This window comes from Pontixanthobacter sp. CEM42 (genome assembly GCF_017812015.1).
In the GTDB taxonomy this organism is placed as follows: domain Bacteria; phylum Pseudomonadota; class Alphaproteobacteria; order Sphingomonadales; family Sphingomonadaceae; genus Pontixanthobacter.
Genome location: NZ_JADQTN010000001.1, coordinates 1373377 through 1389735, shown reverse-complemented (window position 1 = coordinate 1389735; position 16359 = coordinate 1373377). Strand labels below are relative to the sequence as shown.

The window sequence follows — 16359 nt, the reverse complement described above, 5'->3', positions numbered from 1 at the left end:
GAAGGCACGAATACGTGTGTCTCCTCCATTATGAGCGATGTTGCTTATGAATGGAGTTATTATGCGTAAATATTTGTTATTGTTGAGTTGTGGTGTAGTTTGGTCGGTGCCTGTGGTGGCGCAGGACGTTGCTGCCGAAGATGAGTTCGGTGAACTCGACTTGTGTTGCGCGATACCGACGACGCCCGAAACGCAAATTACAGTCACTGCTACTGGCGGGCGCTCTGAAGTCGAGGATACTGGCCAAGCCATTACAATCATCAGTCGCGATGAAATCGAGGACGTGCAGGGCGCTGACCTTACGCGGGTTCTCGAACGTGCACCGGGCGTTGCGATCAGCCGCAATGGTGGCATTGGCGGTGTGACCAGCGTTCGCGTTCGTGGCGCTGAAGCAGAGCAATTGCTGGTCATTGTTGATGGCGTTCGCGTCGCCGATCCGGCTTCACCATCCGGCGGTTTTGACTTCGGCAATTTGCAAACGGGCAATCTGGACAAAATCGACCTGCTACGCGGATCGAACAGCACGATTTGGGGATCGGACGCGATTGGCGGAGTATTGGTCGCAACGACCCGCGACGAGACAGGCTTTCAGGCCAGCGCTGAATATGGCGCGCGCGATACGATTTTTGGCACCGCTACTGGCGGTATCGAAACTGACGCGTTCTATGCCGGTGTGTCGGGCAGCTATCTGACGACAGACGGCTTCTCTTCTGCCGCGAGCGGAGCCGAAGCTGATGGCTTCGAGCAATGGGACATTGCGGGCCGGACTAGCGTCTATGTCAGTGACCGGATTACCCTGTTTGCACGCGGTCGATACGCGGAGGGTGATCTCGATATCGACGGCTTCCCCGCGCCAGCCTTCGCGCTCGCAGACACTGATGAGTTCCAGAAAACACAGCAATATTCGGCAGCGGCTGGCGCATCGTTTGACAGCGGCCCGCTCTATTTGACGGCAGCTTACTCCTTCGCCGACACTGAACGTCAGAATTTCAATCCGGCCTTTGGTACCGCGCCAGGCTTTACCAGCGACGGCCATTCGGATCGGATCGAACTGCGCGGCGAATGGCGCCCTATCGGCCCGCTAATCGTCAATTTCGGCGGTGAGAATGAGTGGACCAGCTTGGAGACCAATTTCACGGCGCGGCAGGAAACCCGGATCGCGGGTGCCTATGCGCAGCTCGGTATCGAACTTGGGCGAGTGTCGGCGCATCTTGGGGCACGGCATGATGACCATAAGGATTTCGGCGGCGCAACCAGCTTTGGTGCTGATATCAGCTATGAAGTGGCGGAAGATATTCGTCTGCGGGCCAGCGTGGGCGAAGGTTTTAAAGCGCCCAGCCTGTTCCAGCTCTTCTCAGATTTCGGCAATGAGCTGCTCGAACCCGAGCAGAGCACCAGCTTCGATCTCGGCATCGCATGGCATAACCGGAACGATCCGTTCTACGCAGGCGCCACTGCATTCCAGCGCGATAGCGAAAACCAGATCGAGTTCGTATCCTGCTTCGGCGTGGTTGGTGGTATCTGCACCAATCGCCCGTTCGGTACTTACGACAATGTCGGGAAGGTTCGCGCGCAAGGCTTTGAAGTCGAGCTGGGCGCGAACCCGTCGGACACATTCGGGATTGCTGCGGTCTATGCTTATGTCGATACCGAAAACCGTACGGCCGGTGCTGCGAATGAGGGCAACGTCCTTGCGCGGCGCCCCAAACACGCGCTGACTTTCACTGCCGATTGGGAGACGCCGCTGGCGGGTCTCAAAGTGGGCGGCGACATCCGCATGGTGGGTGACAGCTTCGATGATGCGGGCAACTTCACACGGCTGGATGGCTATCACGTCGTGACGTTGCGAGCCTCGGTACCGTTTGGCGAGACAGTCGAATTGTTCGGCCGTGTCGAGAATGTATTCGACGAGGATTACCAGACAGCTGCTGGATTTGGAACACCGGGCCGTGGTGCTTTCGTGGGAGCGCGGGCGAAGTTTTGATGCGCTATTTCCCCCTTCTCGCAGCGGTGTTGCTGGCGGCCTGCGGGCAGCCGGATATCGTTCGCGGGGAGGGGGACCGGCCCACCATTGTCAGCCTCAACCCGTGCACCGATGCGGTCTTGGCTGAGGTAGCGTCGCCTCAGCAATTGCTGGCAATTTCGCACTACAGCCACAATCCGAAATCGTCGTCGATGGATGTGGAACAGGCGCGCCAATTTGCGGTCACCGGCGGGACAGTGGAGGAAGTGCTCGCGCTTGATCCTGATGTGGTAGTGGCGGGCAGTTTCCTTCCGCCGGCCACGCGGCACGCCTTTGCCGATCTCGGCATTCGGGTCAAAACCTTCAGTATTGCATCGACAGTCGAAGATAGCGACGATCAAATTCGCAAGTTAGCGGTGCTTGCGGGCAATCCCGCGGCCGGCGAAGCGCTGATTGCGCAGATTGCCGAAGCGCTTGCTCAAACCGAAGCGAAAGACGAAAAAACCGTAAGCGCGGTTTTGTGGCAACCATCCGGCATTGTTCCGGGTGAGGGTGCGCTTGTGAGTCATCTTATGCGTCATGCCGGCTTTGTCAGTCACAGTGCCGCAAGCGGGTTGGGGCAGGCGGACTACTTGTCGCTTGAGCAGATGCTGGTTGATCCGCCGGAGGTTCTGTTACTGGCCGGTCAGGAACGTTCGCAGCAGCATCCTGCACTCGATCAGAGTGATACACATCGAGCGACCTTTGATACCTCACTGCTTTATTGTGCTGGCCCGACGATCATTCCCGCGATCGAGCGGCTGGCGGCTATAAGGAGCGAAGTGTCGTGAGCCGCGCGATATGGATATTGCTGGCAGGGCTCGTTGTGGCGTTCGCGCTCTCGCTGTTCGCGGGCCGCGTCTGGCTCGACTTTGCCGATACTCCCAACGCCATGGTGATCCTTGCTGAGTTGCGCCTGCCACGCGCTCTTTTGGCTATGATAGTCGGAGCTGGTCTTGGCGCCGCAGGTGCCGCTATGCAGGGCTATTTGCGCAATCCGCTCGCCGATCCGGGACTGTTCGGGATTGCCCCCGGCGCAGCCCTCGGAGCAGTGACCAGCTTTTGGTTTGGGTATGCTGCGAGCGCGTGGTTGCTGCCGATATTTGCGCTGATTGGCGCAGCGGGCGCGATGGCTTTGCTAGCGCTTATCGCAGGCCGAACCGGCGGCATTGCGCTGTTCACGCTGGCCGGGATGATGATCGCCAGTCTCGCCGGAGCCTTAATGAGCCTTGCGATCAGTTTCGCGCCAAACGCCTTTGCGATGAGCGAGATTGTCACATGGCTGATGGGCGCGTTGACGGACCGCTCATGGCGAGAGGTATATCTTGCAACACCAATGACCCTAATTGGGATCGTGTGCTTCTGGATGGCGCGCAAAGATCTTGATGCTTTGATCCTGGGTGATGCCGCTGCGCGTTCCCTCGGTATGCGCAGCGGCGTTTTGCAAGCGTGGTTGATTGCGGGTGTAGGCCTTACCGTTGGCAGCGGCGTAGCCGTCGCCGGAATTATTGGATTTGTTGGTCTGATCGTGCCGCATCTGGTGCGTCCACTGACCGATCGCCGACCATCGTCGCTGATCATTCCAAGCGCATTGGCCGGGGCGTTGTTGGTCCTGATCGCGGATAGTGTGGTGCGCATACTCCCAACTGTAACTGAGCTGCGGCTGGGTATCGCGCTGAGCCTGATCGGTGCGCCATTCTTCCTGTGGTTGCTGCTGAAAATGCGCCGAGGTTATTCGGGGGGGCTATCGTGACACTCTCTGCACATGCGATATCGCTTGAAGGCCGACTAAGCGGCGTTTCGACTGCTCTCCGGTCTGGCCAGATCACTGCTATTTGCGGTCCCAATGGAGCGGGTAAGTCCACGCTGCTGTCCATCCTTGCCGGATTGCTGGTGCCGGACAGCGGGAATGTGCAGCTCGGTGGTGATACACTTTTGAACCTCGCTGCAAAGGCGCGCGCGCAGCGGATTGGCTACCTGCCGCAAAATGGCGAGGCCGCGTGGGATGTCGCAGTGCGCAATGTCGTCGCCCTGGGTCGAATGCCGCATGGAGATATAGCCGATGGACCCATCGATGCGGCGTTAGAGGCGCTTGATCTGACGGCTCTCGCCAATCGGCCAATGTCGCAGCTGTCAGGTGGAGAGAAGGCCCGTGCGTTTCTGGCCCGGGTCTTGGCTGGCGAACCCGATTGGATACTTGCCGATGAACCACTCGCAGCATTGGACATTGCCCATCAATTGGCACTGATCGGACATATGAAGCGCGAGGCGCAGAGCGGCACCGGCGTGGTTATCGTGCTGCATGACCTATCACTCGCAATGAACCATGCGGATCGCGTGCTTGTTCTTGATCAGGGTCGCCTGATCGCTGATGGAATGCCAGCAGAGGCGCTTGCTGAACGTCACATCGCTGATGTCTGGGGTGTGGACATCCAATGGCTAGATGACGACGGTGCAAAGGCTCTGGTGGTCCGCTAACTTTCGCGAAATCAAAAATTAACCATGTCTCAAAGCCTTCGGGCTATTTGCCGCTGAATCTACATTCGGGGGCATTATGATTTTTGATCGTTTCACACGTATCGGGCTGATCGTCAGCTGGAACTCGCTCGCTGTGGCTGTGCTGGCAGTGTTTGCGACGTGGCTTTCACTCAAGCTCAATCTGATTGCGGACTATCCGCTTACGATCATTTCAACTGCGGTAATTTTCCCAATCGTGTTCTCGATTGGTCATGCCTACAAACGCCGCGAGAGTGCGCTGGATGACTACGGATCGATCAAGGCGCATGGCCGAGCAATCTACTTTGCCGCACGCGATTGGCTGCCTGAGCATGATGATGACCGGATCCAGCACCTGGAGCGTATTCTGGCTGATCTACTCCATAGTTGCCGCGATATGTTCAAAGGTGCGCGTGAGGACATGCCCGCCAACGAGCGCGCAGTGTATGCTGCGTTCTCCGAACTTTCGGAATTTGTGAAGCGCATGCGGGCAGAGGGCTTGGCCTCGGGAGAATGTTCGCGCTGCAACCAGTACATCTCGAAAATGATCGTCGCGTTTGAAAGCGTGAAGCACATCTACCAATACCGCACCCCGCGCACATTGCGGGCGTTCAGTGACTTCTTCATTGTGTTGCTGCCGGTGATCTATGGTCCCTATTTCGCGCATCAAGCGATCGAATATGAAGCACCGGTGCTGACCTACATCATGCCGGTTCTGTTCGCGGTTATTCTAACCGGTCTCGACAATATCCAGCAGCATCTGGAGGATCCATTCGACCAGATCGGCCCGGATGATGTTGCCATCAATGCCGAGAAATTCGTCGAGCTGCTCGGGTGCGGCCGTCCAATAGAAAAACAGCCGGCTACCTAAAAGGTAACCGGCTGCAATTTTCCACTTCGGATAGAACCCGAAGGCGTCAGGCTTACTCGCTGTCGCCTGTCAGGCCGCGCGCTTCGAGCATCGGCGTCACGTCAGGTTCACGCCCGGCGAAATTCTCGAACATTTCGAAATAGTCCATCGTGCCGCCTCGGCTGAGCACTGTACGACGTTGATGGTCACCATTTTCGCGGGTCAGGCCGCCATTATCCATGAACCATTTACGGCTGTCGCGGTCCAGCATCTCTGTCCAGAGGTAGGAGTAGTAGCCTGAGCTATAGCCTGCCGGGCTGGAGAAGATGTGGTTGAAGTACGTGCTGCGATAGCGCGGTGGAACCAGACCGATTTCGAGGCCCAGTTCTTCAAGCGATTTGCGCTCGAACTCGTCCACTGCTTCCGGCGTGTTGATCGCGGCTGCTTCTTCGGGTGACAATGCGTGCCACTTCATATCGAGCAATGCTGCCTCGACGACTTCACCAAAGTCATAGCCTTGGTTGAACTTCGCCGCTGCTTCGATTTTCTCGATCAGCTCGGTCGGGATCGTTTCACCCGTTTCGTGGTGCTTGGCGTAGTTTTGCAGGACCGACGGATAGGTCGCCCACATCTCGTTCACTTGGCTCGGATACTCGACAAAGTCGCGCGCTGTCGCAGTACCAGCAATCGAACGATAGTTCTGATCGGCGAACAGGCCATGCAGTGCGTGGCCGAATTCGTGGAACAGCGTGTTCACATTGTCGAAGCTGACCAATTGTGGCTCGCCTTCGGCGGCTTTCGGAATGTTGAGTACATTGTAGATCACCGGCTTGGTGCCATACATATGGCTCTGCTGGACAAAGTTACTCATCCAAGCACCGCCACGCTTCGATGGGCGCTGGTATGGATCGAAGTAGAACAGACCCAGCTCTGATCCGTCAGCGTCAAACACGGTATAGGTGGTCACGTCTTCGTGATAGACGGGCAGATCATCGCGCTTTTCGAACGTGATGCCGTATAGTTCGGTTGCTGCGTAGAATACGCCATTCTCCAGCACGCTATCGATCTGGAAATATGGCGTGACCAGACTTTCATCGAGGTCATATTTCTCTTTGCGAACCTGGTTGGCATAGCGGTACCAATCCCATGGCTGCACGGTGAAGTCGCCGCCGTCTTTCTTGATCTGCTCGTTCAACAGACCGGCTTCACGGCGCTGTGTTTCAGCGAGCGGGCCGACCATCTGCTCCATAAAGTCTAGAGCGGTCTTGGGGGTTTTCGCCATGCGGTCGTACATGGTGTAACTCGCCCAATCAGGTTCACCGAACAGAGCAGCTTTCTGCGCGCGCAGGCTGGCGATTTCGGCCAGAAGGAGGCGGGTGTCATTGCTGTCGCCTTGATCCGCACGGTTCACGCTGAGCTTGAACAGCTTTTCACGCACATCGCGGTTTTCCAGTTCCGGCAGAAGCGGCTGCTGCGTGGTGTTTTGCAGCGGAATTACGAACTTGCCCGCAAGGCCGCGCTCGGATGCAGCTTTCGCCGCGTTCTCGATGTCGCTGTCCGACAGGCCGGCCAGTTCCTCGCGTGTGTCTACGACTAGCGCATTATCGACAGTCGCCTCACGTACTGTAACACCGAATTTGGTTGTCGTTTCGGAGAGGCGGGTGTTGATCTTTTTGACCTCTTCCTTCTGCTCTTCGGTCAGCAGCGCGCCGGCATGAACCATGTCGTCATAAGTCCGCTCGAGCAGCGTGGTGTCTTCGGTGTTGAGGTCGAGTTCGTCGCGGGCATCGTAAACCGCTTTCACGCGCGCAAACAGATCAGGGTCGAGCGTGATCGCATCGCTATGTGCAGTAAGCAGCGGTGATACTTTCGCGTTGACCGCATCAAGCGTGTCATTGGTATTCGACCCGGTCAGAGCGAAGAACACGCGGGCAACGCGGCCGAGCATTTCGCCGGAGATTTCGAGCGCAACGATCGTATTGTCGAAGTTCGCCTCAGCTGGGTTGTTCTTGATTGCCTCGATTTCGGCTTTGTGGATTTCCATCGACTCCATGAAAGCCGGTTCGTAATCCTCATCATTGATTTTGCTGAAATCAGGTGTCTGGAATGGCAGTTCACTGTTGGTTGCAAAGTAACCGGTACCTGCTGGAATGTCAGCAAACAGCGCAGTTGTTTCTTCAGCGAGGACGCGCGGCGGTTCGTCTGCGGCGGGCATATTACAGGCTGTAACAGCGAGCGAGAGCGCCAGCGCGCTGGCGGTGAGGAATTTCAATTTCATGTGGATCAGTCTCCGGTGAATCTATGTTCATGCGCGCTGCGCGAGGGAAATCCCCGCCGCGCGGCGTATCGCTTTCTTAGCTGGAGACGCTTGAACCGCAGATTGCCTGCGTTGGCAAGGGTAAGCGCGCAATCGGTCGAGCCCACTATGCCGTTGGTCGATGGTAGCGGTCAGTTCGGCTCGCTTAAAGCCAGCCGTGGATACGCCTCATAACCGGTTCGGAAAAGCGAACGGCGCGGTGCGGAATATTGCTGCGGCCCAGCGTATGCACACCGTAGGACACATACTCCCCACCGTCAGTAGTCTTCCCGATAAGAGGCCCGCCGCTCATCCCGCGATAGGTTTCCTGATTGCGGTAAGAGTAATTCGCCGGTGAAGAGGGGGTGACCGAAACCACCGTGTGATAAGGTTTGAACAGACCTTTGCATGCGCCTTCATTGGGATAGCCGACCAAGATCTTGCCGGTCTCTCCCGTTGCAGTCGATTTCTCGATCGGAAGCGGCGTGAAGCGATCACTGCGCAGCAGCGGTATCCGTGCGAGCGCGAAATCCCATTCGTGCAGCGCATTGACGCCGCGAATAAATTCAATCGGAACATTCCCGCTGCTCAATGTGCGTGACGCCATAAAGTTCTGCCCCACGCGGCCGAACTGGAAATTGACCCATCGCGCTTTGCGTTTGAGCACAGGGTGATAGAGGTTGTGCGCTGCTGTCATAACAACGCTTTGGCGTCCGGTGTTTCCGATGAAACAGCCGCTCCCGGCGACATAGACCCCAAATCCGTTGTGGTCCTTGCCGAAGTAGCTTCGGGTCGAACATAACGCACTTCGGAGGCTGTCAGGAACGCCGAAACCGCTGGTTAGCCCGTCGGGACAGTTTGCCATTTGCTTTCCCTCCGAATGCGATTGTTTTGCTCGCCCGCGCCTTTAGCCGCCGAAAATGTTGGGACCATCTGAGCCTGGCGGAGTGACATTCGTGCCAGGTCCATCGCTGTCTGGCGGCGGTCCCGCCTGTTCGGCTTCGTCGGTGAGTTTCAGTCGAATGATCTTAAATGCACGGTCAGGACAAGCGCCGGGATTGGCGTTGCAGGCCTCTTCGGTTTTGTTCTGCTCATCAGCATTGGTCCGAACGGTTTGCAGATATTGGTTCTCGGCTTCCAGTTCGGTTTTCTTGAGGCCCAAAGCCTCGGTCGGAGCCCTTATCAATTCCGCCGCAACGTCGGCTGGCACTTTGACGAGCCCGAGCAGTTCGCTTTGCGAATCCTGCTGGAACGAGGTCATCATGCCGTCAGTGAAGTCGACCACATATTTCTGCTCGGCGAAGACACCAGAAGCGAGATTGATATAAGCCAACTTCGTCGGGTCGGGGAGCAGGAAGACGTCATTCTGTGAATAATACTCACCGAGGCCCAACGACACATCAACCGGGCGGAAAGGCCGGAAGCAAATACCGCGAGCGCATTGCGCGCGGCTGGCGGTGGCGTTGTCAGATGACAGTGAAATCGTTCCGCTCGATTGCCCTCCGACACCCAGCCGGATCAGGTTGATCGCTCCTTGAGAGGTGGCCTTCACTCCGGCTTCTTCCAGCGCGCGACATCTCAGCAAGCGCTGGAGCATCGCGGTGTTGCTGTCACTCTCAGTATAGCCGGCATTCGCCAAGGCGCTGCCCGCCGAATAAGTGGCCAGATTCAGTCCGGTGACGCAGCGCCGGTCGAAATATGCCTGCAATGCCGCATTGGCTGCGAGATTGATGTCCTCAATCGGGTCAACCAAAGGATTGAATAACCGATTGAACACAGGCGTCCCTTCCAGATCGCCTGCGCCTTGGAAGGCGTAGCTTCTCGCTACCTGCTTGGCGATATCCCCCAATCGGCCAGTCGAAGTCGCATCAACTTTAGTGAGAAGATTGGTTTTTGGATCGACTGTGATGGTGACGTTGTTGTCGGCTAACGCACTGCGATTGATCTTGGCGATCATCTGCCCATCGACATCGGCAGATACGACCGGGCCGGCAAGGCTGACGGACAGAGCGCCGCCTTCATCGACAATGGATATCTGCAATTGTCCGCGTGCAAGGCTGTATGGAATGCCCTGAATATTTCCGTCGCGGAAATTGCCGCTGCTAACCGTCGCGCATCCACCAAGTGCCAAAGCCAAAAGAACTATCGAAAAAAATCGCACAGCACTGCTCCCATACTTGCCGCTTCTGCGCAGGCACTATGGGTGTGGGAGAGCAACGAAGTCAAATTGCCCTTAGAATTGGTCGCTCGATGCGATTTTTACGCCGTTCCTCTATCCAGCGATTTAACGCCCATTGGCCAGCAATGCCCGTAGCATGGCCAGGATATCCACTCCGACCACGCGGGCGCTTTCACCTTCTTCGAGCGGGCGCAATTCTTGCAGCTCGAACTTCGGATTATCGCCATCTTTGTCTTCGACGATCTTAAGCAAAAGCTGCCCGCCAGCCGCCGTTACCGGCGCGCTGTCCTCTCCGACAATCGCGAGCAATACGTCGCTTGTGGAAGTAACTTCTTCACCCAGCAGCACTTCCTCTTTCAAAGTGATCAAGTTCTTGCTGACCGAGTCCACTTTATAACGGAAGGACAAAGGCGCGCCAAAATCGGCATTCTGTGTCTGCGTTACCGGTGGCGGGCCATCATTGGTGCTGATGCTCGCTTCCATCCGCATATTGTTGACCGCAAGGGCAGGGGACTGGTCTTTCAGAACCGTGTGATTGCCCGCACTGGTTTCTGGTAAGCAGGTTGCGGTCCATTCAATATCGACTTTGCCGGTCGGTTTGCGACTGCGGCGGTCATAAATCGGCTTCTCTTCGCGCGTCGGAAGGCACCATACCAATGCGGTGTTCATCGTCCTTTTGACCGGCGGACCCAAGATTGTCGTGCCGCCATACCCGCCATATACGACCGAGCGTTTCTCAGCCGGAACGCCATACACATACTCGCCGCCTTCGACGGTACGTTTTGATAGCAATGTCCGGATGACCACATCGGACTCCACAACGCCGGTGTAACCGTGGCGGAAACCCAAAGTCAGGAACACTTCGTCCTTACCGAACACGCCCTCGGCGCGGTTTTCACGGCCATCGAACAGGAACGGTTTGATATCGAAATGCTGCGCGGTTGAGATGCGCGCATGCATCGGCGTCATGCCAACGCTGGTTGGTACGATCTTGCCGCTTTCCTCGCGGTATTTGACATCCTGATTGAGCAAGCCGCGCACGGTTGCTTTCGCGCCGCGTTTCTTCGATCCGATTTCGAATATCAGCGAGCCAAGGTCGGCAGTGATGGCTTTCTTCTCGACCGGCAGGAACGCCTCGGTTGGTTCGCCGCGATCGCAATAAACACCCCAACGGCGTGCGGAGATTTCTGACGGCGCATCGCCCTCAATCTGCCCCTCGACCAAATGCGGCACGAAATAGGGCTTGTCCCAATCCTTGCCGCACGTGTGCCACTCGGCAGTCTGGCCGAGCTGGAAGTCATCGACTGTGCGGTATTGCGCAGGTGTAGCCAGCGGCAAAGGCGGGCCGACAAAGTTCAGTGCATGGACAGTGCCGTTGCGCTCGCCTTCGCCCGCCATATAAGCGTCGAAAGTGCCGTTGCGGTCTTCATCGACCAAACAGAAGCTGCCGAGACCCGGATTTTCGTCATCATCCTCGGTTTTTTCGGTCGAGCGGGAGCAATAGATTATCCCGGTCTGCGCATAGGCGGGCTTGGGATCATTGGTTGAGCGCCAAGCAGCCTCCGCCAAACGCATCACAATTTGCTGCTCATCTTTGTCGGTGAAAGTAATCTCCACCTCACTCAGCGGCCGGGTAGATAGCCGTGCGAGCAAAGTCTTCTTGGGCATTTTACCCTTGTGCCAAATGCGCCCGTCCGGCTGGACGTCTCCAGGGGGTTGTAACAGGAACGGGACATCGATCCCGCGTAACCGGTGGACGATCCCCTGTTTGCTGAGGCGTTTTTCAAGCGCCTCGTCGTCAGCAATCAAATCAAACGGAGCGCGCAGCCGGGCGAGGCCAACAGGATCACTTTGCGGTGTCAGAGAAATCGGCAGCGGTTCAGGAACAGCAACCGTTTGCGCCTCAGCCGGTGCGGGTTGTTCCGATATAGCAGAGCGATCCCCGCCGATCTCGATCAGATCATCATCTGATCCTGCATCCTGCGCCAGTACACTATGCGCAAACCCAACCGCAGCAACCCCCGCTGCGAGCAACCCGATAGTTTTCATCTAATAGCGTCCCTAGGTCCTTGTATTGCACCGAGTATAAGAAGGGGTGCTGGGGAAGGGAAGTGGGATTTGACTATCAGGCGACGTTTTAGCCCCATTGAGTTCTAAACGAATGTTCAACTAGTTTCCCATCGACGGTCGGCAACATTCTATGGCAGTCGTAGGTGCATATGGGTTATATCTTTGCTTTTACCATGCACCTTTGAAGTTTAGGCTGCAGATCTTTGGCGCTTTTCGCGATTACGACGTCATGGGCCCATTTTAACCGCGTCAGTTTAGCGCTAACTTGAATTTCTTCAGTTGAAGTCAATGTCGATCCGACTGCGCTAAGTGTGTCGATCAAATCTTCTTGAGCATCCTCCAATACTTCTTGCGGATCGCCCTCGCCAGCTGTGTTTGCGGTATTGTCTTCAATCTGTTTTGAGAGGAGCTGAATTTCGGCAACAATACCGTCGGCGTCAAAATCTTGGCCTGCATGGCTGAGACGTCGGGCTAGAATGCGCTCGACTGATAGCAGTGCTCCATAGATCATTCTGAAGTATTGCTTTTGACTCCCTATCGAGATGTTACTTGAGTGGGCATTTTCGTTGGCCTGAGTCGAGGGAGTGCTAAGCGGCCACTCCAACTCTTGTAGTCGTCCGATTTCTTCTGAGAGGAACCCATAGGTGGAGATCGTTTCGGTACTAGTTTCTAGATCAGGCAACGATAGTGACGAAATTGTCGAATTCGTGGCTGGTGACGCCGTTGGCGACGGTGTCGGAGAAGGGCTTGGTGTCGGCGTGGTCGTCGGTGTCCTTATTTTGATGTCGTCTAGCGAGAGTTCGAAAGCCGGTATTCCGACTGCTTCCAACTGGATGCACGTCAGAGCATCTATTGCGCTGTTCAGGTGCGAAGCTTTCTCCTGAGACGCAAAGTAGGAATTTCCTGCCCCAGCACCCGACGCTGCTGCACCTAGAGCAATTGTGGCATCCTCTGAAATTCCGAATGGCTGCCCGAGCGCTGCGGTTGCTGCGAAGAGAAACGCGGGCACTTCGAAGTGCGCTCGGCCCTCAGCCGCATCACGTTCTGCGCACCGATAGCCGACAAGAAAATTGTCGATGAGCTGCATCGCGCCGTTGAAGTTCTCTGCGATTGGAACGGTGTTCGAATTACTTACCTGTTGGCATCCTGCGTGGAATGCTGATCGCGTGTTCGTTGAATGATCGAGGTCAATTTTTGGGGGCGCGAAGCTTGTTGCAGCGCAACCACCTAGTGTTGTGGCACAAGCTAGTGCAATCATAGAATTCCGCATCATCTTCGACTCCTACGTAACGTTGAAGCGTTGATAGCCCCCAATTTTTGGTGTGAGCGTGACCTTAGTCACACTCGCCAGTTTTAAGAAAAAACAAACCAAGAACATTGGGATAAACTACCGCGGGCTGCTCACCCCACTGGACTCACGCGCCTACACCCCCCAAATGCCTGTGCATGGCACTCACAAACATCTCGGTTCGCGGTGCGCGCGAGCATAATCTCAAGGGTATTGATATTGATCTGCCGCGCGATGCGCTGATCGTGATTACCGGGCTGTCGGGCTCTGGTAAGTCGAGCCTCGCGTTTGATACGATATATGCCGAGGGGCAGCGGCGGTATGTCGAGAGTCTGAGCGCTTATGCGCGGCAATTCCTTGAGATGATGCAGAAGCCTGATGTCGAGCATATTGACGGGCTTTCGCCAGCGATTTCGATTGAGCAGAAGACGACCTCGCGCAATCCGCGTTCGACCGTTGCGACGGTTACCGAGATTTACGACTATATGCGGCTCCTATGGGCGCGGGTAGGGGTTCCGTACTCGCCGGCCACGGGCAAGCCGATTGAGGCGCAAGTTGTCTCGACCATGGTCGACCGGGTGATGGAATTGCCTGAGGGGACACGGCTCTATTTGCTCGCGCCGGTCGTGCGGGCGCGGAAGGGCGAATACCGCAAGGAGCTGGCCGAATGGCAGAAGGCGGGCTTTACCCGCGTGCGGATCGATGGCGAGCTCTATCCGATTGAGGAAGCGCCCGCGCTCGACAAGAAGTTCAAGCATGACATCGAAGTGGTGGTCGATCGGCTGGCGGTGAAGTCAGGGCTGGAAACGCGCCTTGCCGACAGTTTTGAGACTGCGCTGAAACTGGCGGACGGGCTTGCCTACGTTGATCTGGCCGATGGCGTTGTGCCGGGACGTGAGGATGAAGGCGCTTCCGGTGGCGCGATGAAGGGTGCGGGTATACCGGCCAACCGCATCGTGTTCTCGGAGCGGTTCTCTTGCCCGGTCAGCGGGTTCACGATTGAAGAAATCGAGCCGCGGCTGTTCTCGTTCAACTCTCCCCAAGGCGCGTGTCCGACATGCGACGGGCTGGGTGAGAAGCAGCTATTCGATCCGCAATTGGTGGTCCCGAATGAAGCGCTCAGCTTGAAGAAAGGCGCGGTTGTGCCGTGGGCCAAGTCCAATCCGCCGTCGCCCTATTACATGCAAGTGCTGGGCAGTCTCGCGACCGAGTTTGGCTTTGACCTCGAAACCCCTTGGAACCAGCTGAGCGAAGAGCATCAGGACATCATTCTCAACGGGACCAAGGGGCAGCGTGTCCCGCTCACCTTCAAGGACGGGCGCAAGCAATATACCGTCAACAAGGCGTTCGAGGGTGTCGTCGGCAATCTCAATCGCCGGATGATGCAGACCGATAGCGCGTGGATGCGCGAGGAATTGGGCAAGTTCCAGACCAGCCAGCCATGCGAAAGCTGCGAAGGCGCGCGGCTCAATCCCAAGGCGCTCGCGGTCAAGATCCCCAGCGCCGATGGCCCGACGCATATCAGCGCGCCGACGCGGATGTCGGTCAGCGACGCGAAGGACTGGTTCCTCGCGCTCGATGACAAGCTGAATGACCAACAGAGCCAGATCGCCAAGGCTATCCTAAAGGAAATCAACGAGCGGCTGGGCTTCCTCGACAATGTCGGGCTCGATTACCTCAATCTCGACCGGACTTCGGGCACTCTGTCCGGCGGCGAGAGCCAGCGCATCCGCCTCGCCTCGCAAATTGGCAGCGGCCTATCCGGCGTTCTCTATGTTCTAGACGAACCCTCTATCGGCCTGCACCAGCGCGACAATGACCGCTTGCTCGAAACGCTCAAGCGTCTGCGCGATCTGGGCAATACCGTGATCGTGGTCGAGCATGACGAGGATGCCATTCGTCAGGCCGATCATGTGGTCGATATCGGCCCCGGCGCGGGTATTCGCGGGGGCGAGATTGTCGCGCAGGGCACGCTCAAACAGGTGATGAAGGCGAAGAATTCGATGACCGCCGATTACCTGACCGGCAAGCGCGAAATCGCCATTCCCGCCAAGCGCCGCAAGGGCAACGGGCACAAGCTGACCGTCAAAGGCGCGCGGGCCAACAATCTGCGCAATGTCACCGCCTCCATCCCGCTCGGCACCTTTACCTGCATCACCGGCGTATCGGGCAGCGGCAAGTCCAGCTTCACCATCGACACGCTGCATGCCGGCGCGGCGCGGGCGCTCAATGGCGCGCGGGTGATCGCGGGCGCGCATGACAGCATCACCGGCCTCGAATATTGCGACAAGGTCATCCAGATCGACCAATCGCCCATCGGCCGCACCCCGCGCAGCAACCCGGCAACCTATACCGGCGCGTTCACCAATATCCGCGACTGGTTCGCCGGCCTGCCCGAAAGCGCCGCGCGCGGATACAAGTCGGGCCGATTCAGCTTCAACGTCAAAGGCGGCCGGTGCGAGGCATGCAAGGGCGACGGGCTGATCAAGATTGAAATGCACTTCCTGCCCGATGTCTATGTGACGTGCGAGCAATGCGGCGGCAAACGCTACAACCGCGAAACGCTGGAAGTGAAATTCAAAGGCCTCTCCATCGCCGATGTGCTCGATATGACGATCGAGGATGCGGAAGAATTCTTCAAAGCCGTCCCCCCGATCCGCGACAAAATGCACATGCTCAACGAAGTCGGGCTGGGCTATGTGAAAGTCGGCCAGCAAGCCACCACCCTGTCAGGCGGAGAGGCGCAGCGCGTCAAACTCGCCAAGGAACTCAGCAAACGCAGCACCGGCCAGACGCTGTATATCCTCGACGAGCCCACCACCGGCCTGCATTTCGAAGATGTCCGCAAACTGCTGGAGGTCCTCCAGCGGCTGGTCGATCAGGGCAATTCCGTGGTGGTGATCGAGCATAATCTCGACGTGATTAAGGTCGCCGACTGGATCCTGGACCTTGGGCCCGAGGGCGGGGTGCGCGGTGGTGAGGTGGTTGCTGAGGGGACTCCGGAGAAGGTTGCGAAGACCGAGGGGAGTTTTACGGGCGGGTATTTGAAGGGGATGTTGGGGCGAGCATAACAATCGAACAGCAAAACTGGTGCCGTCGAACGGTAAATTCGCGCCAAATTCCTGAGTTAGCCGCCGCGTGACTTGCGTTCTGAATCAAAAATGTAACCGGGATTCGT

General features: G+C 57.1%; 11 protein-coding genes. 6 read left to right on the top strand and 5 right to left on the bottom strand.

The annotated features are described in order from the left end of the window. The first annotated feature begins 61 nt into the window (after positions 1-61). From J9777_RS06625 to J9777_RS06605, 5 genes are all read left to right on the top strand, one after another. Positions 62-1984, top strand: coding sequence for a TonB-dependent receptor (locus tag J9777_RS06625; protein WP_209347950.1), 1923 nt, complete (start codon positions 62-64; stop codon positions 1982-1984). Next, positions 1984-2793 (top strand): ABC transporter substrate-binding protein, encoded by an 810-nt coding sequence (locus tag J9777_RS06620; protein ID WP_209347949.1) that lies wholly within the window; start codon positions 1984-1986, stop codon positions 2791-2793. The genes J9777_RS06625 and J9777_RS06620 overlap by 1 nt, the downstream gene beginning before the upstream one ends. Further along, the gene (locus tag J9777_RS06615) at positions 2790-3755 is read left to right on the top strand and encodes an iron ABC transporter permease (protein WP_209347948.1); all 966 of its coding nucleotides are present in this window, start codon (positions 2790-2792) and stop codon (positions 3753-3755) included. The genes J9777_RS06620 and J9777_RS06615 overlap by 4 nt, the downstream gene beginning before the upstream one ends. Continuing rightward, the gene (locus tag J9777_RS06610; protein ID WP_209347947.1) at positions 3752-4480 is read left to right on the top strand and encodes an ABC transporter ATP-binding protein; all 729 of its coding nucleotides are present in this window, start codon (positions 3752-3754) and stop codon (positions 4478-4480) included. The genes J9777_RS06615 and J9777_RS06610 overlap by 4 nt, the downstream gene beginning before the upstream one ends. Before the next feature lie 76 nt (positions 4481-4556). Next, complete coding sequence (locus tag J9777_RS06605) at positions 4557-5369, top strand: hypothetical protein (RefSeq protein ID WP_209347946.1); 813 nt, start codon at positions 4557-4559, stop codon at positions 5367-5369. Positions 5370-5421: 52 nt separating this feature from the next. On the opposite strand, the gene J9777_RS06600 is transcribed toward J9777_RS06605, so the two are convergent. The 5 genes from J9777_RS06600 to J9777_RS06580 all read right to left on the bottom strand — a co-directional run bounded on the left by J9777_RS06600 (position 5422) and on the right by J9777_RS06580 (position 13166). Beyond that, a complete protein-coding gene (locus tag J9777_RS06600; protein WP_209347945.1) occupies positions 5422-7626 on the bottom strand; it encodes a M3 family metallopeptidase in 2205 nt (734 codons plus the stop codon). 184 nt (positions 7627-7810) lie between these two features. Beyond that, on the bottom strand, positions 7811-8509 hold the full coding sequence (locus J9777_RS06595) for a trypsin-like peptidase domain-containing protein (protein ID WP_209347944.1): 699 nt from the start codon (positions 8507-8509) through the stop codon (positions 7811-7813). Positions 8510-8551: 42 nt separating this feature from the next. Further along, complete coding sequence (locus J9777_RS06590) at positions 8552-9805, bottom strand: hypothetical protein (RefSeq protein WP_209347943.1); 1254 nt, start codon at positions 9803-9805, stop codon at positions 8552-8554. A gap of 123 nt (positions 9806-9928) precedes the next feature. Continuing rightward, complete coding sequence (locus tag J9777_RS06585) at positions 9929-11872, bottom strand: hypothetical protein (protein ID WP_209347942.1); 1944 nt, start codon at positions 11870-11872, stop codon at positions 9929-9931. 175 nt (positions 11873-12047) lie between these two features. Then, on the bottom strand, positions 12048-13166 hold the full coding sequence (locus tag J9777_RS06580; protein ID WP_209347941.1) for a hypothetical protein: 1119 nt from the start codon (positions 13164-13166) through the stop codon (positions 12048-12050). 173 nt (positions 13167-13339) lie between these two features. Here J9777_RS06580 and uvrA point away from each other — a divergent pair, with 173 nt between their 5' ends. Beyond that, on the top strand, positions 13340-16252 hold the full coding sequence (gene uvrA / locus J9777_RS06575) for an excinuclease ABC subunit UvrA (protein ID WP_209347940.1): 2913 nt from the start codon (positions 13340-13342) through the stop codon (positions 16250-16252). The last annotated feature ends 107 nt before the right edge of the window (positions 16253-16359 follow it).